28 protein-coding genes and 1 pseudogene are annotated in these 22,173 nt (G+C 61.8%); 15 read left to right on the plus strand and 14 right to left on the minus strand.

The features are described 5' to 3' along the window. Positions 1 to 8: 8 nt before the first annotated feature. The 3 genes from plsY to GH983_RS06735 are packed head-to-tail and all read right to left on the minus strand — an operon-like array spanning position 9 to position 2,888. Positions 9 to 620, minus strand: coding sequence for a glycerol-3-phosphate 1-O-acyltransferase PlsY (gene plsY, locus GH983_RS06725; protein WP_069041615.1), 612 nt, complete (start codon positions 618 to 620; stop codon positions 9 to 11). A gap of 22 nt (positions 621 to 642) precedes the next feature. Then, a complete protein-coding gene (locus GH983_RS06730) occupies positions 643 to 1,935 on the minus strand; it encodes a dihydroorotase (RefSeq protein WP_153761994.1) in 1,293 nt (430 codons plus the stop codon). Continuing rightward, the gene (locus GH983_RS06735; RefSeq protein WP_006727609.1) at positions 1,932 to 2,888 is read right to left on the minus strand and encodes an aspartate carbamoyltransferase catalytic subunit; all 957 of its coding nucleotides are present in this window, start codon (positions 2,886 to 2,888) and stop codon (positions 1,932 to 1,934) included. The genes GH983_RS06730 and GH983_RS06735 overlap by 4 nt, the downstream gene beginning before the upstream one ends. A gap of 217 nt (positions 2,889 to 3,105) precedes the next feature. Here GH983_RS06735 and GH983_RS06740 point away from each other — a divergent pair, with 217 nt between their 5' ends. Continuing rightward, on the plus strand, positions 3,106 to 4,749 hold the full coding sequence (locus tag GH983_RS06740; RefSeq protein ID WP_153761995.1) for an acyl-CoA dehydrogenase family protein: 1,644 nt from the start codon (positions 3,106 to 3,108) through the stop codon (positions 4,747 to 4,749). Here GH983_RS06740 and GH983_RS06745 read toward each other — a convergent pair. Beyond that, entirely contained in the window at positions 4,731 to 5,666 is a 936-nt protein-coding gene (locus tag GH983_RS06745) for an AEC family transporter (RefSeq protein ID WP_069041611.1), read from the minus strand. The two genes, GH983_RS06740 and GH983_RS06745, sit on opposite strands and share 19 nt — an antisense overlap. A 203-nt stretch (positions 5,667 to 5,869) precedes the next feature. On the opposite strand from GH983_RS06745, the gene GH983_RS06750 reads away from it, so the two are divergent. Next, positions 5,870 to 6,052, plus strand: coding sequence for a hypothetical protein (locus tag GH983_RS06750; protein WP_236759315.1), 183 nt, complete (start codon positions 5,870 to 5,872; stop codon positions 6,050 to 6,052). Next, positions 6,049 to 6,384, plus strand: a complete 336-nt coding sequence (locus GH983_RS06755; protein WP_054150657.1) for a DUF6105 family protein — start codon at positions 6,049 to 6,051, stop codon at positions 6,382 to 6,384. The genes GH983_RS06750 and GH983_RS06755 overlap by 4 nt, the downstream gene beginning before the upstream one ends. On the opposite strand, the gene ruvX is transcribed toward GH983_RS06755, so the two are convergent. Then, the gene (gene ruvX / locus GH983_RS06760) at positions 6,318 to 6,815 is read right to left on the minus strand and encodes a Holliday junction resolvase RuvX (protein WP_069041610.1); all 498 of its coding nucleotides are present in this window, start codon (positions 6,813 to 6,815) and stop codon (positions 6,318 to 6,320) included. The two genes, GH983_RS06755 and ruvX, sit on opposite strands and share 67 nt — an antisense overlap. 13 nt (positions 6,816 to 6,828) lie before the next feature. Next, on the minus strand, positions 6,829 to 7,125 hold the full coding sequence (locus GH983_RS06765; protein WP_054150659.1) for an alkylphosphonate utilization protein: 297 nt from the start codon (positions 7,123 to 7,125) through the stop codon (positions 6,829 to 6,831). Between the two features lie 147 nt (positions 7,126 to 7,272). On the opposite strand from GH983_RS06765, the gene GH983_RS06770 reads away from it, so the two are divergent. From GH983_RS06770 to GH983_RS06785, 4 genes are all read left to right on the plus strand, one after another. After that, positions 7,273 to 7,977 (plus strand): metal-dependent hydrolase, encoded by a 705-nt coding sequence (locus tag GH983_RS06770; RefSeq protein WP_069041609.1) that lies wholly within the window; start codon positions 7,273 to 7,275, stop codon positions 7,975 to 7,977. A 66-nt stretch (positions 7,978 to 8,043) separates the two neighbouring features. After that, on the plus strand, positions 8,044 to 8,331 hold the full coding sequence (gene gatC / locus GH983_RS06775; protein WP_054150661.1) for an Asp-tRNA(Asn)/Glu-tRNA(Gln) amidotransferase subunit GatC: 288 nt from the start codon (positions 8,044 to 8,046) through the stop codon (positions 8,329 to 8,331). Between the two features lie 78 nt (positions 8,332 to 8,409). After that, positions 8,410 to 9,891, plus strand: coding sequence for an Asp-tRNA(Asn)/Glu-tRNA(Gln) amidotransferase subunit GatA (gene gatA / locus GH983_RS06780; protein ID WP_153761996.1), 1,482 nt, complete (start codon positions 8,410 to 8,412; stop codon positions 9,889 to 9,891). Beyond that, positions 9,885 to 10,367 carry a GNAT family N-acetyltransferase gene (locus tag GH983_RS06785; protein WP_083229559.1) on the plus strand — a complete coding sequence of 161 codons (483 nt, stop codon included), beginning with the start codon at positions 9,885 to 9,887 and terminating at the stop codon, positions 10,365 to 10,367. Before gatA ends, GH983_RS06785 begins: the two co-directional genes overlap by 7 nt. Here GH983_RS06785 and GH983_RS06790 read toward each other — a convergent pair. Genes GH983_RS06790 through GH983_RS06800 form a run of 3 tightly spaced genes read right to left on the minus strand, consistent with a single transcriptional unit; the run spans position 10,364 to position 11,188 of the window. Continuing rightward, positions 10,364 to 10,621 carry a BrnA antitoxin family protein gene (locus GH983_RS06790; protein WP_153761997.1) on the minus strand — a complete coding sequence of 86 codons (258 nt, stop codon included), beginning with the start codon at positions 10,619 to 10,621 and terminating at the stop codon, positions 10,364 to 10,366. The genes GH983_RS06785 and GH983_RS06790 overlap by 4 nt on opposite strands. Then, complete coding sequence (locus GH983_RS06795; protein WP_153761998.1) at positions 10,596 to 10,880, minus strand: BrnT family toxin; 285 nt, start codon at positions 10,878 to 10,880, stop codon at positions 10,596 to 10,598. The genes GH983_RS06790 and GH983_RS06795 overlap by 26 nt, the downstream gene beginning before the upstream one ends. 50 nt (positions 10,881 to 10,930) lie before the next feature. Beyond that, positions 10,931 to 11,188, minus strand: coding sequence for a YjhX family toxin (locus GH983_RS06800; protein ID WP_069041606.1), 258 nt, complete (start codon positions 11,186 to 11,188; stop codon positions 10,931 to 10,933). Positions 11,189 to 11,462: 274 nt separating this feature from the next. Between GH983_RS06800 and GH983_RS06805 the strand changes: the two genes are divergently transcribed. Then, positions 11,463 to 11,972 (plus strand): GNAT family N-acetyltransferase, encoded by a 510-nt coding sequence (locus GH983_RS06805; RefSeq protein ID WP_153761999.1) that lies wholly within the window; start codon positions 11,463 to 11,465, stop codon positions 11,970 to 11,972. Here the strand turns inward: GH983_RS06805 and GH983_RS06810 are convergent. Continuing rightward, the gene (locus GH983_RS06810) at positions 11,969 to 12,304 is read right to left on the minus strand and encodes a DUF1294 domain-containing protein (protein WP_153762000.1); all 336 of its coding nucleotides are present in this window, start codon (positions 12,302 to 12,304) and stop codon (positions 11,969 to 11,971) included. The two genes, GH983_RS06805 and GH983_RS06810, sit on opposite strands and share 4 nt — an antisense overlap. 138 nt (positions 12,305 to 12,442) lie before the next feature. Here GH983_RS06810 and gatB point away from each other — a divergent pair, with 138 nt between their 5' ends. Both gatB and GH983_RS06820 read left to right on the plus strand, forming a co-directional pair. Further along, complete coding sequence (gene gatB / locus GH983_RS06815) at positions 12,443 to 13,948, plus strand: Asp-tRNA(Asn)/Glu-tRNA(Gln) amidotransferase subunit GatB (protein WP_069041603.1); 1,506 nt, start codon at positions 12,443 to 12,445, stop codon at positions 13,946 to 13,948. Between the two features lie 5 nt (positions 13,949 to 13,953). Next, positions 13,954 to 14,451 carry a GNAT family N-acetyltransferase gene (locus GH983_RS06820; protein WP_069041602.1) on the plus strand — a complete coding sequence of 166 codons (498 nt, stop codon included), beginning with the start codon at positions 13,954 to 13,956 and terminating at the stop codon, positions 14,449 to 14,451. A 27-nt stretch (positions 14,452 to 14,478) separates the two neighbouring features. On the opposite strand, the gene GH983_RS06825 is transcribed toward GH983_RS06820, so the two are convergent. Beyond that, positions 14,479 to 14,913 carry a hypothetical protein gene (locus tag GH983_RS06825; protein ID WP_153762001.1) on the minus strand — a complete coding sequence of 145 codons (435 nt, stop codon included), beginning with the start codon at positions 14,911 to 14,913 and terminating at the stop codon, positions 14,479 to 14,481. A 57-nt stretch (positions 14,914 to 14,970) separates the two neighbouring features. On the opposite strand from GH983_RS06825, the gene GH983_RS06830 reads away from it, so the two are divergent. The 5 genes and pseudogenes from GH983_RS06830 (at position 14,971) to GH983_RS06850 (ending at position 18,426) form a co-directional block, all read left to right on the plus strand. Next, positions 14,971 to 15,438, plus strand: a complete 468-nt coding sequence (locus GH983_RS06830) for a GNAT family N-acetyltransferase (RefSeq protein WP_153762002.1) — start codon at positions 14,971 to 14,973, stop codon at positions 15,436 to 15,438. A gap of 108 nt (positions 15,439 to 15,546) precedes the next feature. Next, a complete protein-coding gene (locus tag GH983_RS06835; RefSeq protein ID WP_054150672.1) occupies positions 15,547 to 15,945 on the plus strand; it encodes an NADH:ubiquinone oxidoreductase subunit NDUFA12 in 399 nt (132 codons plus the stop codon). Positions 15,946 to 16,052: 107 nt separating this feature from the next. Further along, a pseudogene (locus GH983_RS24280) lies at positions 16,053 to 16,487 on the plus strand (DUF2155 domain-containing protein); the annotation flags it as partial. Between the two features lie 542 nt (positions 16,488 to 17,029). Next, positions 17,030 to 17,269: a hypothetical protein gene (locus GH983_RS06845; RefSeq protein ID WP_054150675.1), complete on the plus strand. Its 240-nt coding sequence runs from the start codon at positions 17,030 to 17,032 to the stop codon at positions 17,267 to 17,269. A 122-nt stretch (positions 17,270 to 17,391) separates the two neighbouring features. Then, on the plus strand, positions 17,392 to 18,426 hold the full coding sequence (locus tag GH983_RS06850; RefSeq protein ID WP_194842794.1) for a sensor histidine kinase: 1,035 nt from the start codon (positions 17,392 to 17,394) through the stop codon (positions 18,424 to 18,426). 163 nt (positions 18,427 to 18,589) lie between these two features. Here the strand turns inward: GH983_RS06850 and GH983_RS06855 are convergent, their stop codons facing one another. Genes GH983_RS06855 through coxB form a run of 3 tightly spaced genes read right to left on the minus strand, consistent with a single transcriptional unit; the run spans position 18,590 to position 22,147 of the window. Beyond that, positions 18,590 to 18,925: a hypothetical protein gene (locus GH983_RS06855; RefSeq protein WP_069041598.1), complete on the minus strand. Its 336-nt coding sequence runs from the start codon at positions 18,923 to 18,925 to the stop codon at positions 18,590 to 18,592. A gap of 1 nt (position 18,926) precedes the next feature. Then, positions 18,927 to 21,452, minus strand: a complete 2,526-nt coding sequence (ctaD, locus tag GH983_RS06860) for a cytochrome c oxidase subunit I (RefSeq protein ID WP_153762004.1) — start codon at positions 21,450 to 21,452, stop codon at positions 18,927 to 18,929. After that, positions 21,449 to 22,147 (minus strand): cytochrome c oxidase subunit II, encoded by a 699-nt coding sequence (gene coxB / locus GH983_RS06865; RefSeq protein ID WP_153762005.1) that lies wholly within the window; start codon positions 22,145 to 22,147, stop codon positions 21,449 to 21,451. The genes ctaD and coxB overlap by 4 nt, the downstream gene beginning before the upstream one ends. Positions 22,148 to 22,173: the final 26 nt, after the last annotated feature.

A 22,173-nucleotide genomic window follows, 5' to 3' on the forward strand; every position in this document is an offset into this window, starting at 1 on the left:
GCTTTCCTCTAGCCCTTTTTGCCGATCTTGCTTTCCGTTCCCGCGATCAGCCGTCCGATATTCTCTTTGTGACGCCAGTAAGTGATGACGGTCATGACCGCCGTTACGACTGCAGCCTCTTCAACCCCAAGTATCCACAATGCAACCGGAATGACAAGTGTGGCGACGAGCGCGGACAACGAAGAGTAGCGGGTGATGAAGGCGACCGCGAGCCAGACGATAGCGAAGACCAGAACCATCCGAGGCTCAACCCCGAGCAAGGTGCCGATATAGGTCGCGACACCCTTGCCGCCCTTGAAACCCAGCCAGACTGGGAAAAGGTGACCAATGAAGGCTGCGAAGCCACCGAAGAGAGCAGCATTGTGGCCAAAGATCGCATGCGCAATCAGCGCCGCAGCCGTGGCCTTCAGCGCATCGAGGAGGAGGGTGGCGGCCGCCAGCTTCTTGTTGCCGGTTCGCAGCACGTTGGTCGCGCCGATATTGCCCGAACCGATCGAGCGCAGATCGCCGAGGCCCGCCATCTTGGTCAGCACGAGGCCGAAGGGAATGGAGCCGAGCAGGTAACCGAACAAGAGGACGATTGCGAGATTGCCCCAGCCGAGGGCGGAAATGTCGATCATGGGTATCCCTGTCCTCTTTAGTCTAGAGCGCGTGGACGCACTGGCCTGCAACATAGGTCGCAACGGCCCGGCCCGAGAAGCGGGCATCTTCGAAAGGCGTGTTCTTCGAGCGTGCAAGAAGATTGTCGCGCGACACGAGCCACGGCTCGTCGAGATCGACAAGCGCGATGTCGCCGTGCGCACCCGGCTTCAGCGTGCCACCGGGCAGCCCGAAGATTTCGGCTGGACGCGTCGACATTGCGTCGATGAGCCGCATCAGCGGTACCTGGCCCGCGTGATGCAGGCGGAGCGCTGCTGAGAGCATGGTTTCCAAGCCGATGGCACCATCGGCGGCCTCGCCGAAAGGCAGGCGCTTGGTGTCGACGTCCTGCGGATCGTGCGAGGAAACGATAATGTCGATCTGCCCCTTGGCCAGCGCATCGACCATTGCCATGCGATCGTCTTCCGAGCGCAGCGGCGGATAGAGCTTGAAGAAGGTCCGGTACTCGCCGATGTCGTTTTCGTTGAGGCTCAGGTGATTGATCGAGATGCCGCAGGTGACCTTGGCACCGCGCTTGCGCCCGAGCTCGATCGCCTCGACCGATTCAGGAATAGAGATCTGCGAGGCGTGATACTTGGCCCGCGTCAGCGCCGCGATCCTGAGGTCGCGCTCCAGCGGAATGAGTTCGGTCTCACGCGGGATGCCGCCAAGCCCGAGCCAGCTTGCAAGCAGCCCTTCGTTCATCACGCCATTGGCCGCGAGATACTTCTCCCGCGTTTCGAGCGCGATCACGGCGCCGAATTCCCGCGCATAGGTCATGGCACGGCGCAGAACTTGGCTGTCGTTCAACCCGTAACGGCCATTGGTGAAGGCAACCGCACCGGCCTGCTGCAGGAGACCCATCTCTGTCATCTCGGCGCTGGTCATGCCCTTGGTCAGAGCCGCTGCCGGATAGACATTGACGCTGGCCGTGTCGCGAGCCGTCTTCTTGACGAACTCGACGAGCGCGATGTCGTCGATGACAGGATCCGTTTCCGGCATCATGATGAAGGACGTAATGCCACCGGCCGCAGCCGCCCGGCTTGCGGACGCAATCGTCTCGCGATGCTCCGACCCCGGCTCGCCGACGAAGACGCGAGCGTCAACGAGACCCGGAATGGCGGTGAGGCCCCGGCAATCTCGGATCTCAGCGCCCTCGGGCGAGCCCTGGTTCTGGGCGTCGGCGCCAGCGGCAAGGATCTTGCCGTCTGCTCCTACAATGATGGTCCCGATTTCGTCCAGCTTGCGCGAGGGATCGACGATGCGGGCATTCTTGAGGACAAGCGGCTTTTTCATGCGCCCATTCCCTCCGAACGCGGACCCTGGTTTTGCGAGACGAGCAGCGTTTCCATCACGGCCATGCGAACGGCAACGCCCATCTCGACCTGGCTCTCGATCACGCTCTGCGGACCGTCGGCGACTTCGGAGGCGATCTCGACGCCGCGGTTCATCGGGCCCGGATGCATCACGAGCGCATCCTCTTTGGCAGCCTTCAGCTTCTCCGCATCAAGGCCATAGAAGTGGAAGTATTCGCGCACAGACGGCACGAAGGAGCCGGACATGCGCTCGCGCTGCAGGCGCAGCATCATGACAACGTCTGCGTCCTTGAGCCCTTCCTTCATGTCGTGGAAGACCTCGCAGCCCATGTCGGCGATCCCGGCCGGCAGAAGCGTGGCGGGAGCCACGACGCGGACGCGGGCACCCATGGCATTGAGCAGCAGGATGTTGGAGCGCGCCACGCGCGAATGCAGCACGTCGCCGCAGATCGCGACGATAATGCGGGACAGCTTGCCCTTGGCGCGCCGGATGGTCAGCGCATCGAGCAGGGCCTGGGTCGGATGTTCGTGTTGTCCGTCACCGGCATTGACCACTGAACAGGCGACCTTCTGCGCGAGAAGGGCGGCCGCACCGGCAGACGAGTGCCGCACGACCAGCACGTCCGGCCGCATGGCGTTCAGCGTCATCGCCGTATCGATCAGCGTTTCGCCCTTCTTCACCGAGGAATTGCCGACCGACATGTTCATCACGTCGGCGCCAAGGCGTTTGCCCGCAAGCTCGAACGAGGCTTGCGTCCGCGTCGAGGCTTCGAAAAAGAGATTGATCTGGGTGAGGCCCCTCAGCGTGGAAGTCTTCTTCTCCCGCTGGCGGCTGATTTTGACGGCTTCGTCTGCCTTGTCTAACAGGAACGTGATGTCCTGCTCGGTAAGGCCCTTGATGCCGATGAGATGGCGATGGGGAAAGAAGACCATGGACGTCCTCCTGAGATGTCACGCGGTCTATAAAGTGTGGGATCGGGCCGGGCAAGCACATGCTAGGTGGATTGACGCACGGTCCCCATGTAATAGGAGCGAATGAACGGTAGGGAACACCGGCAGATTTCGCCCTGGATGCTCCGACCGCAATGGAATGACGAAGACGAAGCGTTGGCGGGCCAGCGCATGTCTCCTTTCAAGATCGGCAGGATTGATGAACCGGACTGAAGAAAAACTCGCAGCGTTGAACCAGCCCAAGCCCTGGTCCGGCATCAATGCCTATCGGTCCGATCCGCTTCTCGTCGATCTTACATCCTCGCTGTCACGCCCGCTGCGCGAGGAATACGATGTCATCGGCAAATATGTGACCTCGCCGGAAGCCCAGGAACTGGCGCGCATGGCCAATGCCAGCCCGCCGCAGCTCAGAACCCATGGCGTGCGTGGCGAACGCCTCGACGTCGTCGAATTTCACCCCGCCTGGCACGCCCTGATGCGCCGCTCGATGGCATCAGGCCTGCATTCCTCCGTCTGGGAAAATGCACCGGAAGCCCGTGGCCATGAACACAAGGCGCGTGCCGTCCGCTTCTTCCTGACCGCCCAGCTCGAATCGGGCCATCTCTGCCCGCTCACCATGACCAGTGCCTCGGTCGCCGCCCTCGTCGCGTCTCCGGCTGTCCAGAAGGAATGGACGCCGCGCATCCTGTCGCGCAAATACGACAGCAGCAACAAGCCGCCGATGCAGAAGAGCGCCGTCACCATCGGCATGGGCATGACCGAAAAGCAGGGCGGAACGGATGTGCGCGCCAACACCACGATGGGCGAACGGGTGGGCGAGGGGATCTACCGCCTCGCTGGCCACAAGTGGTTCATGTCGGCCCCGATGAGTGACGCCTTCGTCATGCTCGCCCAGACCAAGGATGGCATGGGCTGCTTCCTGGTGCCGCGCCTGCTCGAAGACGGTTCTGCCAACGGGCTTGAATTCCAGCGCCTGAAGGACAAGCTCGGCAACCGCTCGAATGCCTCTTCCGAAGTCGAATTCTCCGAGACCTTCGGTTTCCTGCTCGGCACTCCGGGAGACGGCGTGCGCACCATCCTCGACATGGTGACGCTGACGCGCCTTGACTGCGCGCTCTCCTCTGCCGGCATGATGCGCGCCTCTATGGCCGAGGCGGTTCACCACGTGCGTGGCCGCATGGTTTTCGGCAAGACGCTGATCGACCAACCGATGATGAGCCGCGTGCTCGCCGACATGGCGCTCGATGTCGCAGCAGCGACCGCACTCGCCTTCCGTCTGGCCGACAGTTTCGACAAGGCGCGCGAAAGTCCCATTGATGCGGCCTATGCCCGCGTCATGACACCGGTTGCCAAATACTGGATCTGCAAGATCGCCCCCGGGCTGATCTACGAGGCCATGGAATGCATCGGCGGCAACGGTTATGTCGAGGAGCGCCCGATCGCCCGGCATTACCGCGAAGCACCGGTCAATGCGATCTGGGAAGGCTCCGGCAATGTCATGGCGCTCGATGTTCTGCGCGTGCTGAGCCGTGGCAAGGATCTCTTCGAAACACTCTTTGCCGGCCTTGAGCGCGATCTCGGCCCCTCCGGCAAGAAGACCGTCGAAGTCCTGCGCGCTGCAACGGCGCTTGCCGAACGTGACGAAGCCGCCGGTCGCCTGCTCATCGAGCAACTGGCGCTCGCGGCCGGTGCCGCCGAGCTCTATCGTCTGGGTGCCGGCAAGATCGCCGATGCCTTCCTCGAATCACGCCTCGCGGGTGGATGGCGCCATACCTATGGCGTGCTCGATGCGCGATTCGATTCGCGCTACGTGCTCGATCTCCTCTATCCGCCGGCTGCCTGACCGGCGAGATAGAGCACGACGGGGATCGTGAAGAAGGCTGCGACCGTCTGCACGGTCGCCGCTGCCGCGTAGAGATCGGCGTCGCCACCCATCTGCTTGGCCAGCACATAGCCGTTCATCGCGGTGGGAACTGCGGCACCCAGCGCGATCATCACGACGATCTCGCCTGAGAGACCGAAAACTAGAGCGAGCAGCACCGCGACAGCCGGAAAGACCAGGAGCTTCAGCACGACCGTCATCAGCACGCTCGGCTGCGGTTTGAGGGCATCCGCGACCCGCAGACCTGCGCCGACGGTCACAAGACCCAGCCCGAGCGAGGCGCTGGCAATCAGGTCGACCGCGGTCATGACAGGCGCATATATGGAAATCCCCGCAAAGTTCACGAGCACACCCAGCAAGGCACCGATGATGATCGGATTGGTGACGATCCGGACGACGAAGGTCTTCAAGCCCCGACTCTCGCCGGAGAACCAGACCATCACTCCGACATTGATGAGATTGAGCGGTACGATGATCGACGCCATGATGATGGCGATGACGGAGAGGCCCGTCTGTCCCGTCAGCTTCTCCGCGATGGCGAGTGCCATGAAGCCGTTCCAGCGCGTCGATGTCTGAAACACGGAGGTATAGGAAGGCCCGCCCATGCCGCGCGCCTTGAGCAGGGGCCAGATCGCAAGAACGAGTGCGGTCATGACCCCGACCGCGAGCAGCGACACCAGTCCGACGCTTCCGCTGTCGAGCGACGAGAAGTCGGTGGTCGATAGCGTCTGAAAAAGCAGGGCCGGAAACAAAACGAAATAGCCGAACTGCTCAAGCCCGCTCCAGAAGCTCTCATTGATGAGCCTGGTGCGTTTCAGCACGACACCGAGAATCACGAGCAGGAAGATCGGCAGAATGCTTTCGAAGATGATGAGCATGGCAGGTCCAGGATGGCGGGCAGGGGAGGGGTAGACCCGGCAACCCCTGCTTTCAATCGAAAATCGTGTCCCGGCGACATTTTCGGCCAAGTGGCTGTAACTGCTCATCCACAGGCGGCGTTAACCTTAACAAAGGGTTTACGTTGCGTGTTCGTGTCGAACAGGCCACCTTTTGCACGGGACAGACGTTAAAGGGTAGAGTGGTGACGGACGCTGGTTCACGGCCGGTAGCGACCATCATGATGATGGTATTTTTCTCGGGGTTGGCGCTCGATATCGCCGTCCCGGCTGCCGTGCTGTCCGTCATGGCTTCCCTGAAATGGCTGGTGGAAAACTGGCCGGCGGCAAATGATTTGTCGTTTGATCAAAAGGCGGAAACGGCATGAAGACACTTCTGCTCTTGTGGGCTTTGCCCATCACGATCCTGGGCGCCTGGTACGGTCTGTCCTACTACGACATGAGCTTCGGCATATTCATGCTGACGCGGGATGCCCATGATCTGGTCTTCCAGATCTATGGCAACGTCCTCGGCATTGCGCCTGAAACAATCCCGCCGCTGGTGCTGCGCGCCATCATCGTCGACAGCCTCATCCTGTTCGCGATCATCGGCTTCCGCCGTCGCAAGCAGATCAGGGCCTGGTGGGCCGCCCGTCAGGCGAAGTCGGCGGAATTGTCCGAAGTGCGGGCAAGCCCTGAGAGCCTGTCGAGCGCCCCCTGAAGGATGAAGCTCGCCGCGGCGGAATCGATCCGCTCGCTGCGCTTTGCCCTGGAGACATCCATTTCCAGAAGCGCTCTTTCGGCCGCGACCGTCGACAGCCGCTCGTCCCAGTAGACGAAGGGGATGTCGGTCTTTTCCGACATCGAGCGCACGAAGGCCCGTGTCGCCTGGACGCGCGGGCCCGACGAGCCGTCCATGTTGACCGGCAGACCGATGACGAAGGCGACAATCTTCTCCTTCGCCGCAAAGGCGAGCAGAACCTCCGCGTCCTGCGTGAATTTCACCCGTTTGATAACAGGGCGAGGGGTGGCAAAGCGCCGGCCGAGATCGGAAGCCGAAAGCCCGATCGTCTTCGTGCCCAGGTCGAGCCCGGCAATGGCCTCGCCAGGTCTCAACCGTTCAGCCAGTTCCTCGATCGTCAGCGTGGCCATCTTGTCTTGCCGATCAACGCTTGCGTACGAATTCGGTTCTGAGCACCAGGCCCTTGATCCCGTCAAAGCGGCAGTCGATTTCCTCGGGATCATCCGTCAGTCTGATTGAGCGGATAACAGTGCCCTGCTTCAGCGTCTGGCCGGCACCCTTCACTTTGAGATCCTTGATCAGCACCACCGAATCGCCATCGGCAAGTTCGGTCCCGGAGGCGTCACGGGCGACGGGCTTGGCCGCGGCTGCCGCTGCAACTTCGGACGCCGGACGCCATTCGCCGGTCGCCTCGTCATACACGTAGTCGTCATCGGCCATGGTGGTTCCTTTCTTGCACTCAGCGCTACGGCTGTCATGCTGGTCGCTTAGACCAGCATAGGCATAGAAGCAACTCGGCGCGCCCGTTGCCGACGGAGCGGCTCGCCATATATTGCAGACCATATTCAAGGACCGGAGACTCAACGCATGAAAATCACCTGGCTCGGCCACGCCGCCTTCCGTCTCGATTCAGCCAAGGCATCGATCCTCATCGATCCCTTTCTGACCCACAATCCAGGCTTCGCCGGTCTCGACCGCAAGGAAATGACCAAGGGGGTCACGCATATTCTGCTCACCCACGGTCACGGCGACCATGTCGGCGATACGGTCCAGCTTGCCCAGGAAACCGGCGCGACCGTCCTCGCCAATGCCGATCTCGCCGCCTGGCTTGGCTCCAAGGGTGTCGACAAGCTGGAAATGGGCAATACCGGCGGTACCATCCATTTCGAGGGCTTCACGGTGACCTTCACCAACGCCCTGCATTCCTCCGCTCAGATCACCGAAGACGGCGTGTCGCACGCGCTTGGCAATGCCAACGGCTTGATGATGCATTTCGACGACGAAGCTTCGGTGCTCCACATGGGCGACACCGACATCTTTTCCGACATGAAGCTGATCCACGAATTGCATCAGCCCGATGTCGGCATCGTCCCGATCGGCGACCGTTTCACCATGGGCGGCGCGGTGGCGGCACTGGCCTGCCAGCGCTTCTTCGACTTCAAGACGGCGATACCCTGCCACTACGGCTCCTTCCCGATCATCGACCAGACGCCGGAGAAATTCGTCGCCGGCATGGATGGAACGCGCACCCGTGTGGCGACCCCGCAGGCCGGAACGGCCATCGAGGTCTGACAAACCCCGTTGCTTCGGCGCTTGACGGCCATTATAGCGAAGAAAACAGCTTATCCGGAGAATGCCATGTCTGTTGACCTCGCCACCGTCAAGCGCGTCGCGCGCCTTGCCCGCATCGCTGTCAGCGAGGAGGATGCTGCACGCATGACCGGGGAATTGAATGGCATTCTCGGTTTCGTCGAGCAGCTCGACGAAGTGGATGTGACCGGTGTCGAGCCGATGACCTCGGTCACCCCCATGGCCATGAAGAAGCGTGAAGACGTCGTCACCGACGGTAACAAGGCCGACGACATCGTCGCCAATGCGCCGGCCACCGATCGCAATTTCTTCCAGGTGCCGAAGGTCGTCGAATAAGACGCCGTCCGCATCCTAAGAGCGCCTCCCGTTTCTTGAGGGCCTGCCGGCCCGCCGACAGTTTGAAGTGAACCGACCATGAGCGAATTGATCAGCCTCACCATCGCCGAAGCCCGCGCGAAACTCGCCGCCAAGGAGATCAAGGCCGTCGAACTGACGGACGCCTATCTCGCCGCGATCGAGGGTGCGAATAACGATCTGAACGCCTATGTCGCCGTGACCCCGGATGTTGCCCGCGACATGGCGAAGGCATCCGACGCCCGCATCGCGGATGGCAAGGCCGGTGTGCTCGAAGGCATTCCGCTCGGCGTCAAGGATCTCTACGCCACCCGCGACGTGCATACCCAGGCCTGCAGCCACATCCTCGACGGCTTCAAGCCGAAGTATGAATCGACCGTGACCCAGAACCTCTGGGATGCCGGCGCTGTCATGCTCGGCAAGCTCAACATGGACGAATTCGCCATGGGCTCGTCGAACGAGAGCTCCTATTACGGTCCTGCCGTCAACCCGTGGAAGGCCAAGGGGTCGGATGAGAAGCTGGTTCCCGGCGGCTCCTCCGGTGGCTCTGCCGCAGCCGTTGCCGCGCACCTCTGCGCCGGTGCCACGGCAACCGACACCGGCGGCTCGATCCGCCAGCCGGCTGCTCTGACCGGCACCGTCGGCATCAAGCCGACTTACGGCCGCTGCTCGCGTTTCGGCATCGTCGCCTTTGCCTCGTCGCTCGATCAGGCCGGTCCCATCGCTCGCGACGTCCGCGATGCTGCGATCCTTCTGAAATCCATGGCCAGCGTTGACCCGAAGGATACGACTTCTGTCGACCTGCCGGTTCCGGACTACGAAAAGGCCATCGGCGGCTCGGTGAAGGGCATGAAGATCGGCATTCCCAAGGAATACCATATCGAAGGCATGTCGGAAGAGGTCCTGGCCCTCTGGCAACAGGGTATTGCCTGGCTCAAGGAGGCCGGCGCCGAGATCGTCGATATTTCCCTGCCGCACACGAAATACGCGCTGCCGGCCTATTACATCGTGGCACCCGCCGAAGCCTCGTCGAACCTCGCCCGCTATGACGGCGTCCGTTACGGTCTGCGCGTCGACGGCAAGGACATCGTCGACATGTATGAAAAGACCCGTGCAGCAGGCTTCGGCAAGGAAGTCCAGCGCCGCATCATGATCGGCACCTATGTGCTGTCCGCCGGCTACTACGACGCCTACTATCTGAAGGCCCAGAAGGTCCGAACGCTGATCAAGCGCGACTTCGAACTCGCCTTCGAAGCCGGCGTCGACGCAATCCTGACGCCGATCACGCCGTCGTCTGCCTTCGCGATCGGCGACAAGGAACTCGCGGCCGATCCGGTCAAGATGTATCAGCAGGACGTCTTCAGCATCACGCTCAACATGGCCGGTCTGCCGGGTATTTCGGTTCCCGCCGGCCTCGATGCCAAGGGCCTGCCACTCGGTCTTCAGGTCATCGGCAAGCCCTTCGAGGAGGAAACCCTCGTCAAGACGGCCCATGTCATCGAACAGGCTGCCGGCAAGTTCACGCCGGCCAAGTGGTGGTAAAGGACTTCGTCATCCGTGACATGACAGCGGCCGATGCGGATAGCGTCGGCCGTGTCGGTTTCGACGCCTGGGCCGCCAACCCCGTGCTGAATGCCTTCGGCGTCGACATGATGGTTCGTATTCGCCTGAGCTTCCGCCGTTTTGCCCAGGAGCATTATAGCCTGATCACCATCGGCGAGCTCGGCGACGAAATTGCTGGCTGGATCGCCCGTGACGGTGCGCGTGACTACATCTCCGATCTCTGGGTGAGCCCCGCCCATCAGGGCCTCGGCATCGGCTCCGCGCTCGTCTCGAGGCTGCTGCGCGAGATGCGCGCCGAAGGCTTGAAACGCGCACGGATCGACACGCACGCCGCCAACGAAGCTGCGATCCGGCTCTACAAGGATCTGGGCTTCACCATCGTCTGGCGCGGAATGCAGCACTCGCCATCCATGGGCATGGCGGTCGACAAGGTGAAGATGCAGCTGGTGTTTTAGCGCGAGCGCCGACGCTGGCTTTCCATATAGGCCTTCAATACCGCATTCATCCGCGTCTGATACCCCTTGCCCTGCTGTCGAAACCAGTCAAGCACGTCGCTATCGAGCCGGACCGTGATCTGCGTTTTAGTGGATGGTGTCACGAGGACGGCCGTCTCGAAGAACGCGTCATCGAGTTCCGGGATATCGCTGTAATCAATCTCTGCGTCCGGACGGGACTGAAGCTCCTTAAGACGAGCGGCCGAGATGGTCATGATACTTTTGCCTTTCGCTGCGGTTCGCGAGACGGGCTGAGATGATGCGGGTGGTGCCGTCGCGGTCTGTATGTATGACGGCGATCACGATCAATCCCAGTATTGCGCCGATGCTCATGTAGCGGGTTTCACCATAATCGAGACGCCCATCGACGCCGGTCAGAACATCGCCCTCGAAGATCAGCCGGGCTTCCTCAAAGGAGATGCCGTGCTTGATCTGGTTGGTGATATTCTTCGCGGCGTCCCACTCGTAGTTCATGTTTAAGTGTAACTACGAATGTAGTGGCGGGCAAGAGTCTCGCGTCCAGCTCACCGGTTATCCAGTTCAGCCCTGACGAGCCTTAAACCCCGTTCGGTTATCCGATAGGGCTTGCCCTGTTTCGAACTGATCGCCTTCAGGCGTTTCAGCCTGCGAAAGAGCTCGACGTCGAAGCCGGGATAGAGCCAGCCGTCGCGGGAGAAGCACAGGGCCTTCTCGATCTTGCGTCGGTCGTCGCGGTGGAGTTCGATCCAGCCGCCCTGGGCCATGAGATGAAGGATACGCTGATCCGTGCGTGAAATGTCCATGAGAGTGTGTCCGGAGAAGCGCGCCGCGTAGCGCGCATGAAAACGGGTCCGGCGCCTGTAGGCGTCGGGGCTTCGTTTTCTGGCCCTGGCCGATCGCTCCCTCGAAGGGGCGCGGGCAGGGCCTTTACCGGGTCTCGGACAAACCGAACATCAAAACTCCTGTAGACAGTGCTTTGATATCACGATGCGCTTTGCGGCGTCCATGACCGCAATGTCACACGCTCTGGCCAAGAATCATCACCGATGTTTTACTATTCTCAACGACGAGGTGAGGATGGTCACGATCCGCAAGGCACGAAAGGATGATGCAAGGCTGCTGACGGAGGTCGGCATGCGTGCCTGGCGCAAGGCCATGGCGTCCGTCGGCGAGGCGGAGGAAATGGCGGCCAATGCACGGGACGCTTTTGCGCGCTTCGCGGAAGATGGCTGGATCACCATTACCGTCGTCGAGGTCTCCGGTGTTCTCGCCGGCTGGGCCGCGCGCGAAGACATGGATGAGAACATCACCGATTTCTGGATCGAACCGGATCTGGAAGGCCAGGGGCTCGGCACTGCCTTGCTTGAGGCGGTCGAGGATGAACTCAGGGCACAAGGCATCCCGCTCGCCCGCCTTCAGACCCATGCGATGAACACCGACGCACTGAAGTTCTTCGAAAGAAAGGGCTATCAGGTGAACTGGCTTACCGTCAGCTACAATCCCAAGCTCGATCGCGATGTGCAGTCGGTCGGCCTGTCCAAGTCGCTGTCCGATGCTGGCGGCAGCGGCTATGGTCAGGAATTCTAGATGAGCCGTTCCAAAAGAAGAGCAGCCTCGTCCGCCGTATGAAGGACCGCGTCTGGAACGAGTGCAATCAGCAGGATGATAACAATATGCAGCCCCGCCATCAGCGGCAACAGGACAGGAAAGGGCGCTTTCCGTGTCTTGTGACGCAGGAGCCGCTGGCAGGCAAAGGCGCCCAGGCCGCCACCGAGAACCGCAAGCAGGATGAGTGTGTCCTCGCTTACGCGCCACGCCCCTTGCGTGGCCGCAATCTTGTCGAAGGCATAGACGCAGAACACGATCCCGTTCCACAGGGCAAAGATCGCGAGAAGGGTGAGGACGGTGTCAGTTGGCATGGCGACCGAAGTCTAGCCAGTCATTGTGCCTTTTCCGTCAACGGAGGGGCGCTTTGCCAACATCCCACAAGTCTTGCACCTTCGGCCCAATTGCTCTACCTCACGAGACAACACGTCCACGCATGACACGAGCATCCGATGACCCTGGTAGACACCCGCACGCCCGATCCGAAACGCTTCATCCCCGGTGCCACCGGTGACTGGGAAGTCATCATCGGCATGGAAGTCCATGCCCAGGTGATGTCGAATTCCAAGCTGTTTTCCGGCGCCTCGACTGTCTTCGGCAATGCGCCGAATTCCAATGTCTCGCTGGTCGATGCCGCCATGCCCGGCATGCTGCCCGTCATAAACGAGGAGTGCGTGGCCCAGGCCGTGCGCACCGGTCTCGGCCTGAAAGCCCAGATCAACAAGCGCTCGATCTTCGACCGCAAGAACTACTTCTATCCGGATCTGCCGCAGGGCTACCAGATCTCGCAGTTCAAGGACCCGATCGTCGGCGAGGGCAAGATCATCATCTCGCTCGGCCCCGACCGTCAGGGCCAGTTCGAGGATATCGAGATCGGCATCGAGCGCCTGCATCTGGAGCAGGATGCCGGCAAGTCGATGCACGACCAGCATCCGACCATGTCCTATGTCGATCTCAACCGCTCCGGCGTCGCTCTGATGGAAATCGTGTCGAAGCCCGACATGCGCTCCTCGGACGAAGCCAAGGCCTATATGACCAAGCTGCGCTCGATCGTGCGCTACCTCGGTACCTGCGACGGCAACATGGACGAAGGCTCGATGCGCGCCGACGTCAACGTCTCCGTGCGCAAGCCCGGCGGCGAGTTCGGCACGCGTTGCGAAATCAAGAACGTCAACTCGATCCGTTTCATCGGCCAGGCTATCGAGTATGAGGCCCGTCGCCAGATCGCGATCATCGAGGATGGCGGCACGATCGACCAGGAAACCCGTCTCTTCGATCCGGGCAAGGGCGAGACGCGCTCGATGCGCTCCAAGGAAGATGCGCATGACTATCGCTACTTCCCCGATCCGGACCTGCTGCCGCTCGAATTCGACGATGCCTTCGTCGAGGAGCTGAAGAAGTCGCTTCCCGAGCTGCCCGATGACAAGAAGGCGCGTTTCGTGGCGGAACTCGGCCTCTCCGTCTACGACGCCTCCGTGCTCGTCTCGGAAAAGGCGATCGCCGACTATTTCGAAGCCGTGGCCGAAGGCCGTGACGGCAAGACGGCCGCCAACTGGGTCATCAATGACCTGCTGGGCGCCTTGAACAAAGCCGGCAAAGCCATTGAAGAGACTCCCGTTTCGCCCGCTCAGCTCGGCGGCATCATCGACCTGATCAAGGCCGAGACCATATCCGGCAAGATCGCCAAGGACCTCTTCGAGATCGTATTCAACGAGGGCGGCGACCCGGCGGAAATCGTCGAGAGCCGCGGCATGAAGCAGGTGACCGACACCGGCGCCATCGAAAAGGCCGTCGACGAGATCATTGCCGCCAACCCTGACCAGGTCGCCAAGGTGCTGGCCAAGCCGACACTCGCCGGCTGGTTCGTCGGCCAGGTGATGAAGTCGACCGGCGGCAAGGCCAATCCGCAGGCTGTCCAGGCACTCGTTAAGGCCAAGCTCGGCATCGTCGAGGAGTAAGATCGGTGTTCTTCGTCCGCACGGCCAACGACCGGGATGTAGAACCGCTTCGCGCCTTGCTGACGCAGAGTTTCCACGCGACCTATGACCGGTTCTACGGACCGGCCAAGGTCGCCGAGCTGATCGCGGTCTGGCATTCGCCGGCCGAAATCAAGCGGCGCATTCACGTCGAAGGCGGCGAATATCTCGTCGCCGACGACGGCAAGCGGATCGGCGGCATGGCCTTCGCGGCCATCTCCGAGAAGCTGACCAAGACCGCCATTCTGCATCAGCTCTATGTCCACCCGGACCGTCAGCGCCAGGGCATCGGTCGCGATCTCTTCGCCGAGATCGAGACCTGCTTTCCGGATGCCGAGATCCTGCGGCTGGAAGTCGAGCCGCAGAATGCTGGCGCCATCGCCTTTTACCAGGCACATGACTTCGTCGAGGTCGACCGTACCAAGAATTGCGGCGGTCCCGACAGCGGGATCGAGGCTGTGATCATGGAAAAGCCGCTCAAGTGAGCGGCTTTTTTGTTGCTTGCGCGACAGTCAGTTGAACGGTGCTTCCGTCACCGTGCCATCTTCGTCGATCAGTTGCACGGCGGTGCATTCGATAAGCCCGTCCGCTTTGGCATTGCTGCAGGCAAGCTCTGCGGCCTTCAGCGCCAATTCCCTAGTCTGCCAGCCGCAGGAAAACTTGTGCCAGTGCGGTCCGCCATCGGCCATCATGAAGATGTCGACGCTCCAGTTGCCCGGGGAACAGACAGCATTTACCTCGCAGGCCTCGACCGTTCCGCCGCCCTCGATGCACTGCTTGACGGCACAGTCGATGGCGCTGGCCGCATCCTTCTCCGCGCAGAGCCCCGAACTCATCTCCGGCGCCTGCACATAGGCAATCGCCTTGCGTCCGCCTTCCTGAGCTTCGGCCGCCATGGCAGAAAGAGTTACGCACAGAATTGTCACCAGCCGTCGCATCACTGTCATCAAGAAGTCCCCCGGGATCGCTATGGAGCACGAGACTAGTGCAACAGTGGGGGCGGCATGCAAGTCCAATCAGTGCAGATAAGAGAAGCCACCGAGAATGATCTGGAGGCGATCGTCTCCCTCTTTGCCGATGATCCGCTCGGCGGCCATGGCGACACGACCGATCCTGAGGCTTTGCCCAACTATCGCGCCGCATTCCGGAAGATTGCCGCGTCTCCAAACGAGACGCTTTATGTCGCGGAACTCCACGGTCAGGTGGTCGGCACCTTCCAGACGATGGTCACCACCACCCTGACAGCGCTCGGTTCTTCCTCGCTGATCATTGAAGCGGTTCAGACGCGGGCCGACATGCGGGGCAGGGGTATTGGCGCGGCCATGATCGACTTTGCCATTGAGCATGCCCGCGAAACCCGCATGCGCCTCGTCCAGCTGACTTCGAACGCCGTGCGCAAGGATGCCCATCGCTTCTACGAACGGCTCGGCTTCACGCCTTCCCATATCGGCTTCAAGCTGAAGCTGAAATGACGGGGGTGCGACGGGGAATCACTGGACAACAGCCGGTCGAGGCGGCATAAGCGAGACAGGTTCGACAAGGCCGTTCTGCGGCCTGCGTTAATTGCCCAAGGATACACGATGAAGCAGTTTCTCTTGCAGATCTTCACCTGGTGGAACGGCCAGACCATGGGCACCCGTTTCTTCACCTGGCGTCACGGCAAGCGCGTCGGCGAAGACGAGTTCGGCAATGTCTATTACGAAGGTCCGATGACGAGCTGGGGTCAACCGAAGCGCTGGGTAATCTATAGCGGTTACGCCGAAGCCTCGAAGATCGCCTCCGGCTGGCACGGCTGGATGCATTACCGCACCGATACCCCGCCGTCGAAGGAAGACTACAAGCCGCGCGAATGGGAAAAGGCGCATCGCCCGAACCAGACCGGCACGGCTGCTGCCTATCGCCCGCAGGGCTCGATTTCCGCCACCGGCGAGCGTCCGCGCGTCACCGGCGACTATGATGCCTGGACGCCGGGCAGCTGATACCCGATTTGGCCATAATCCGGCATTAGGGCCTCTATCGTGAGGCCCTTCTTGTATCTGGCATACGGTCGAGATGGGCAAGAGGATCGATGAAAGCGAGCGGGACGATGAAGTTGAGTGCATGGGCATGGGCCATTCCGGTTGTCGGGCTTGCCGCCGCGGCGTCGCTTGGTCTTGCCGGCAAGGCTGATGCCGCCCGCCTCGAAAATCCCGTCGCTGAGTTTTCTGGTATCGACAAGATCACCGGCCGCATCACCACCTTCGACGTCTATGTCAACGAAACTGTCCAGTTCGGCGCCCTCCAGGTGACGCCCAAGGTCTGCTATTCGCGTGACGAGACGGAAGCGCAGAAGATCGACGCCTTTATCGAGGTCGACGAAATCACGCTCGACCGCAAGATCCGCCGCATCTTTTCCGGCTGGATGTTTGCTGACAGCCCGGCGCTGAATGCCGTCGAGCACCCGATTTATGACGTCTGGCTGACCGGCTGCAAGGTCGAGTCGGAAGTCCCGCCACCACCGGGTGTCGAGGCTGTCGCCAAGCCCGCGCCGGAACCCGCAAAGACTGCTGATGCCGTTACGCCGGCACCGACCGCAGCCTCCGCGCAGCCGGGTGCGGCAGTCACGGATCCGTCTCAGGCCACCGGTCCGGGTGCAGATCCCAACCAGACCGCCCTGCCGCCACTCGACGCACCGGTGGAAGTCCCCAATGAGGTTTTCGGAGGCGCGCTGCCGGAGCAGGACGGTCTGCAGCAGGACGATCTCATTCCGGGCGGCCAGCCGCTGCCGCCACCGACCCAGGTGACACCGCCTCCGGGCGTTGGTCTCTTCTGAGGCGATTAAGGTCGGTCAAATCAGACACGATAGCTGTGCTTCCAGACGACCGGGCGCCGCGCCTGCTTTTCCCGAAATGTGGTCTCCTCTGCTTGGGCGGTGCCCGACTTCGACAAGAGTGTGACCTGAGAACAGGGAGGCACCGGGAAACGACAGCGCCTCCCTGCGGGCGCCTCGACGGCGAGACGCTTCGCGGTTGACATCCTCACCAATAGGGAGAACAAGAGGTGAACGAACAGGAGTTCACAACCATGTCTCTCTCTGAAAAATTCATCGTCCTTCCTTTCAAGAAGAACCGCGGGAATATCGTGCCCGGCGAAATGCGACAGGCCTCCAGTGCCGCCGCCGCGGAGAAAATCGCCACCGCCATGTCCGCCCGCCACCTCGGTGTCGCCGCCTATTCCATTCAGGTCGACGAGGAGAGCGGCGACATGAACAGTCCCAAGCTGATCATCGCCTTCGGCGAAACCGCAGACCTGACCGTGAACTGACAGAGCCTTCACGTATCCCAGAGTGACGTTTCTGGGTTGCTAGTTGTCGTTTTTGATAGCAAGGATTCAGCCGGATACTTTCTTTTTCAATTGGACCAATATTTGAAATGACTGACCCTGTGATGCGGTCCACAACGACGGCTGGTGCCGTTGACAGCATGGTTGGCGAACTGACGGCGGCTGATCCGCTATTGGTCGGCAACGATGCGCTTCTCGCGGCGGTCCTGAGTGGCTGCGGCGACTGCATCAAGGTGCTCGATCTCCAGGGTCGCTTGCAATTCATGAGCGAAGGCGGCAAGCGGGTCATGGAAGTCGACGATTTCGCGCCGCTCAAGGGCTGCCCCTGGCCGGACCTCTGGAGTGGCGATGGCAACACCGCCGCCAGACAGGCCGTGGAAGCGGCCATTGCCGGAAAGCCGTCCCGCTTCGTGGGTGAAGCGAACACCGTGAAGGGCAATAGCCGCTTCTGGGATGTTCAGGTGGCACCGATTTTCAACGTCGATGGCAGCCCCTCCCATATCCTGTCGATATCCAAGGACATCTCGGACGTCACCGACGCCCGGCAGCGGCTGGAGCTTTTGAACGGTGAACTGCAACACCGCATTAAGAATACTCTCGCCGTGGTTAGCGCAATCGCGCGTCAGACGCTGAAAGGCGACGATATCCGCGATCGCCGCGATGCCTTTACCGGCCGCTTGCAGGCGCTCGCCGAGGCCAATGACATGATTTCGAGGAAGGCCCTCCAGGATGCGCCGATCCGTGCCGTGGTCGAAAACGCGCTGCGCCCGCATGTGCAGAGCGAGCAGCGGTTCTCGATTTCCGGTCACGATCTCGACCTGACCGCCAAACACGCCCTGACGGTGGCGCTGACCATCCACGAGCTTGCCACCAACGCGACGAAATATGGCGCGCTTTCCGATGGCAATGGCAAGATTGACATTCGCTGGCAGGTCGATCGCAAGGCTGACAATCCCAACGAAGCTTTCCACTTCGTCTGGCAGGAAAGTGGTGGGCCGCATGTGCATGAGCCGAAGACGCAAGGCTTTGGCTCTAAGCTCATCTCGCGCATCTTCGCTGCCGATTTCGCCGGACAGGTCAGCGTCGAATACCACCCGACAGGCCTCGTCTGCACGATGAGGGCGCCGATCCCGCAATAAGCGGGATCATGACGACCCGCAAGCTGCCGGCTGACCCGCTCTGACGGGCGCGAGAGAGTCATGGCCGCAGGCGACGGCGAAGCGGGCCTTTGAAGAGATGAGCGAAGAGAGCAAGATCGGCGTCGCCAAGATCGTCGCAGCTAGCCGTGGTTGAGGCGAGCCTCTAGCACAAGGTCAGCCACATTACCCCGCCATAGGTGATCAGCGTCGCCACCAGGGCGGCCGCCTGCAGCATTCCGCCGATCTTGTGCAGCAGCCGTACCTCATCGGTTTGCGGCTCTGTGAGTGCCCTGGTCGCAAACCAGTGTAGCCCACCGATCAGCGCCAAGACGATGACGAGCATCACCGCCAGCAAAAGTCGCAGCGCCGAGGTCGGGCCGACATCGATCTGGTGCCAGCCGAGATGGCATCCTGTCGCCTGCACCCCATAGAGAAGCAGGAAGGCGCCTGACCAGATCACGAAGCCTGTGAGCAGCAGGACGAACGGGGATACTTTCATCTCATCGCCCTCCGATCCCGGTGAGGCTCTGCAACACGAAGGGGAAGGCGAGCCCGATCAGACCGGCAACGGCGGTATAGTCGTGCCACAGCCGCCCGATCCGCAGATCGAGCATGCGTGACGGCCCGATATACCCGCTGTTCCAGCGCCACAGACCGTAGATCGCCAGCACCGCGCCGATCGCCGCATGCAGCCCGACGTAAACGGCGACGGCAAAGGCGGCCGCAGAGGCAGCATGCCCGGTTGGCGCCGGGATTGACATCAGCAGTACCGCGACCGCGCCGACGCTGATCATATGTGCGACAAGCGTCACCGCGAGGCTCGTGACCGTCCGACCGGCCTGACCATTGGCGAACCGTCCGGCGATGGCGGCTGTGACGAGCGTGCCAGCACCGATCAGCGATGGCAGAACGAAGGTGAAGTCGAGATCCGGCGGCGGCCAGTTGGGGGCGGATAGCCAGAGAAAGAAGGCGCCGAAGACCAGTGACGTGTAGAGCGTCGCATTGGCGGCGAGCGCAAAGACCACGGCCCACCACGAGGGCGGTTGCGCCACTTCCTGGTGATGCAGAGCCCGCTCGCCGCGCCCGACTTCCAGCGGGCCGACATCCTGCTTCAGCCCCGTCGCCGGCGTCCAGAGGAAGAAAAGGATGACGACCGCCACGAAGGCGACGGGTGTGAACCAGTAGATCTTGGCGAGCAGACTGGCGAAGAAGGCGGCCGTCGCGATCGCCGTCCAGAGCGGCAGATAGGTCGGGCGGGGCAGGATGACCACATGGTCGAGGCGACCGCTCACCATGTCGACGGTCAGCGTTTCCATCCAGCCATTGCGCATGAAGCCGAGATAGCCCCGTCCGGCGGCGAGCTCCGGACCGAGGCTGCGCGGCGCGAGCGCATCGGCGCGGATGTCGATGTGTGGCAACGAGCCGAAATTATAGGACGGCGGCGGCGTGGGCGTCGCCCATTCCAGCGTGCCGGCTTCCCAAGGGTCACGACGGAATGGCCGGCCATGGCGAATGAGCATGATCAGGTCGAGAGCCACCAGCGCAAAACCGATCGTCATCACGAAGCTGCCGACCGAGGAGATGAAGTTCAAGACCTCCCAGCCGGCGGCCTGTGGGTATTCGAAGACCCGGCGCGGCATGCCGCGCAGGCCCGTCAGATGCATGATGAAGAAGGTGACGTTGAAGCCGATGAAGATCAGCCAGAAGGCTGGCTTCGACAGATGCTGCACGGGCTGGCGCCCGGTGATGTGCGGCAGCCAGTAATAGGCGGCCGCCATCATCGGAAAGACGAAGCCGCCGACCAGCACGTAATGCAGATGCGCCGCGACGAAGTGTGTGTCATGCGCCTGCCAGTCGAAGGGCACCATGGCCAGCATGACGCCGGTCAGACCTCCCGCCACGAAGACGAAGAAGAAGCCGAAGACATGCAGCATGGGGATGGAATAGCGGGGCCTGCCATGCGCCATGGTGGCAAGCCAGGCGAAGATCTGGATGCCGGTGGGGATGGCAACCAGCGCACTGGCCGCCGAGAAGAAAGAGAGCGCTACATGCGGAATGCCCACCGTATACATGTGGTGCACCCAGAGCCCGAAGGACAGGAAAGCCATGGCGACGATCGCCGCAACTATCAGACCGTAGCCCTCTAGCCGGGTGCGACACAGAACCGGAATGATGGTCGATAGCGCGCCGGCCGCGGGCAGGAAGATGATGTAGACCTCCGGATGGCCGAACAGCCAGAACAGGTGCTGCCAGAGCAGCGGATCGCCGCCGCGTGTAGGGTCGAAGAAGGGCAGGTCGAAGGCCCGCTCCACCTCCAGCAGAATGGAGCCGAGGATCAGCGGCGGGAAGCCGATGATCATCATCGCCGCGACCACCAACATGTACCAGGCGAAGATCGGCATCCGCGTGAGCGACATGCCCGGTGACCGGAGCTTGAGGATCGTCACCATGATCTCGATCGCCGCTGACAGCGCCGAGATCTCGACGAAGGTGATGCCGAGCAGCCAGACATCGGCATTGATGCCGGGGGAATAGGGCCGCGAGGAGAGCGGCGTATACATGAACCAGCCGCCATCTGGGGCAATGCCGAAGAGGAGGGCTGCGACCAGGAAGGTGCCGCCAAACAGGTAGCACCAGTAGCCATAGGCAGACATGCGCGGGAAGGCGAGATCGCGGGCACCGAGCATCTTCGGCAGGAGATAGATCGCCAGGCCCTCGAAGAAGGGGATGGCGAACAGGAACATCATGATGACGCCATGCATCGTGAAGACCTGGGCATATTGGGCGGCATCGAGGAAGGCGCTGTTGGTCGAGGCGAGCTGTGCCCGGATCAGCATGGCAAGCACGCCGCCGATCGCGAAGAACACGAGTGCCGTCACCATGAAGCGCTTGCCGACAACGGTGTGGTTCACCGCCGACAGCCTCTCGAGGCCATGGCCCGAGCCCCAGACGGCGTCGAGCTCATGGTGCAGCCGGATCGCCGTTTCCGGTGTCTGATAGCCCGTCTCGGGTCTGGCATCGTTCATGGTGCGGACACTCCTGCGGACAGTGCTGTGAGACGTTGGCGATAGGTTTCGGGCGGATGGGCTTCGACGGTGAAGCGCATGCCGGCATGGCCGTTGCCGCAATATTCGGCGCAGATGCCGCCATAGCGGCCCGGCACATCGGCCCGGATGCGCACGACCGTCTCATGCCCAGGCACGGCGTCGATCTTGCCGGCGAGCCTCGGTATCCAGAAACTGTGCACGACATCGGCACTGGTGACCCGCACCTCCACCACGCCGCCGGCCGGAATATGCAAGGTCCCGACGGTAGTGACACCATCCCCGAGATCCGGGTAACGGAAGCCCCATTGCCACATGGCGCCATGCGCCTCGACACGGGCGACCACCGGCTCGTTCTGCCAGGCGCCAATCAGATATTCCCCCTGCGCCATGCCATAGGTCATCAGCGCGATCAGCACGGGAACAGGCAGGAACAGCCCGCCGGCGATCATCCAGCCCTTGGGTGAAAGGCTGCGTCCGAAGCCGGGCCTGAAGAAAACGAGGCCGAGAAGCACGAGCACGAGCGAAAGGATCAATCCGGCCCCGAAAAGCATGATCCACCAGAGGTCGGCGATCGCGCCTGCATAAGGCCCTGCGGGATCAAGCGCTGAGAGATCGCCGGAACAGGAAGTGAGAAACAGCGCCCCCAGAGAGAGCGGCGCAAGGCGATGGAACATTCCGCCGATCACAGGCCTTTTCCCCG

This window comes from Agrobacterium sp. MA01 (assembly GCF_009650195.1).
In the GTDB taxonomy this organism is placed as follows: Bacteria; Pseudomonadota; Alphaproteobacteria; order Rhizobiales; family Rhizobiaceae; genus Allorhizobium.

Excerpts from the sequence above, each read along its gene's own strand:
- plsY (WP_069041615.1), bottom strand. The coding sequence starts at position 620 with ATGATCGACATTTCCGCCCTCGGCTGGGGCAATCTCGCAATCGTCCTC.
- GH983_RS06730 (WP_153761994.1), bottom strand. The coding sequence starts at position 1,935 with ATGAAAAAGCCGCTTGTCCTCAAGAATGCCCGCATCGTCGATCCCTCG.
- GH983_RS06735 (WP_006727609.1), bottom strand. The coding sequence starts at position 2,888 with ATGGTCTTCTTTCCCCATCGCCATCTCATCGGCATCAAGGGCCTTACC.
- GH983_RS06740 (WP_153761995.1), top strand. The coding sequence starts at position 3,106 with ATGAACCGGACTGAAGAAAAACTCGCAGCGTTGAACCAGCCCAAGCCC.
- GH983_RS06745 (WP_069041611.1), bottom strand. The coding sequence starts at position 5,666 with ATGCTCATCATCTTCGAAAGCATTCTGCCGATCTTCCTGCTCGTGATT.
- GH983_RS06755 (WP_054150657.1), top strand. The coding sequence starts at position 6,049 with ATGAAGACACTTCTGCTCTTGTGGGCTTTGCCCATCACGATCCTGGGC.
- ruvX (WP_069041610.1), bottom strand. The coding sequence starts at position 6,815 with ATGGCCACGCTGACGATCGAGGAACTGGCTGAACGGTTGAGACCTGGC.
- GH983_RS06765 (WP_054150659.1), bottom strand. The coding sequence starts at position 7,125 with ATGGCCGATGACGACTACGTGTATGACGAGGCGACCGGCGAATGGCGT.
- GH983_RS06770 (WP_069041609.1), top strand. The coding sequence starts at position 7,273 with ATGAAAATCACCTGGCTCGGCCACGCCGCCTTCCGTCTCGATTCAGCC.
- gatC (WP_054150661.1), top strand. The coding sequence starts at position 8,044 with ATGTCTGTTGACCTCGCCACCGTCAAGCGCGTCGCGCGCCTTGCCCGC.
- gatA (WP_153761996.1), top strand. The coding sequence starts at position 8,410 with ATGAGCGAATTGATCAGCCTCACCATCGCCGAAGCCCGCGCGAAACTC.
- GH983_RS06790 (WP_153761997.1), bottom strand. The coding sequence starts at position 10,621 with ATGACCATCTCGGCCGCTCGTCTTAAGGAGCTTCAGTCCCGTCCGGAC.
- GH983_RS06795 (WP_153761998.1), bottom strand. The coding sequence starts at position 10,880 with ATGAACTACGAGTGGGACGCCGCGAAGAATATCACCAACCAGATCAAG.
- GH983_RS06800 (WP_069041606.1), bottom strand. The coding sequence starts at position 11,188 with ATGGACATTTCACGCACGGATCAGCGTATCCTTCATCTCATGGCCCAG.
- GH983_RS06805 (WP_153761999.1), top strand. The coding sequence starts at position 11,463 with ATGGTCACGATCCGCAAGGCACGAAAGGATGATGCAAGGCTGCTGACG.
- GH983_RS06810 (WP_153762000.1), bottom strand. The coding sequence starts at position 12,304 with ATGCCAACTGACACCGTCCTCACCCTTCTCGCGATCTTTGCCCTGTGG.
- gatB (WP_069041603.1), top strand. The coding sequence starts at position 12,443 with ATGACCCTGGTAGACACCCGCACGCCCGATCCGAAACGCTTCATCCCC.
- GH983_RS06825 (WP_153762001.1), bottom strand. The coding sequence starts at position 14,913 with ATGACAGTGATGCGACGGCTGGTGACAATTCTGTGCGTAACTCTTTCT.
- GH983_RS06830 (WP_153762002.1), top strand. The coding sequence starts at position 14,971 with ATGCAAGTCCAATCAGTGCAGATAAGAGAAGCCACCGAGAATGATCTG.
- GH983_RS06835 (WP_054150672.1), top strand. The coding sequence starts at position 15,547 with ATGAAGCAGTTTCTCTTGCAGATCTTCACCTGGTGGAACGGCCAGACC.
- GH983_RS06845 (WP_054150675.1), top strand. The coding sequence starts at position 17,030 with ATGTCTCTCTCTGAAAAATTCATCGTCCTTCCTTTCAAGAAGAACCGC.
- GH983_RS06850 (WP_194842794.1), top strand. The coding sequence starts at position 17,392 with ATGCGGTCCACAACGACGGCTGGTGCCGTTGACAGCATGGTTGGCGAA.
- GH983_RS06855 (WP_069041598.1), bottom strand. The coding sequence starts at position 18,925 with ATGAAAGTATCCCCGTTCGTCCTGCTGCTCACAGGCTTCGTGATCTGG.
- ctaD (WP_153762004.1), bottom strand. The coding sequence starts at position 21,452 with ATGAACGATGCCAGACCCGAGACGGGCTATCAGACACCGGAAACGGCG.
- coxB (WP_153762005.1), bottom strand. The coding sequence starts at position 22,147 with ATGTTCCATCGCCTTGCGCCGCTCTCTCTGGGGGCGCTGTTTCTCACT.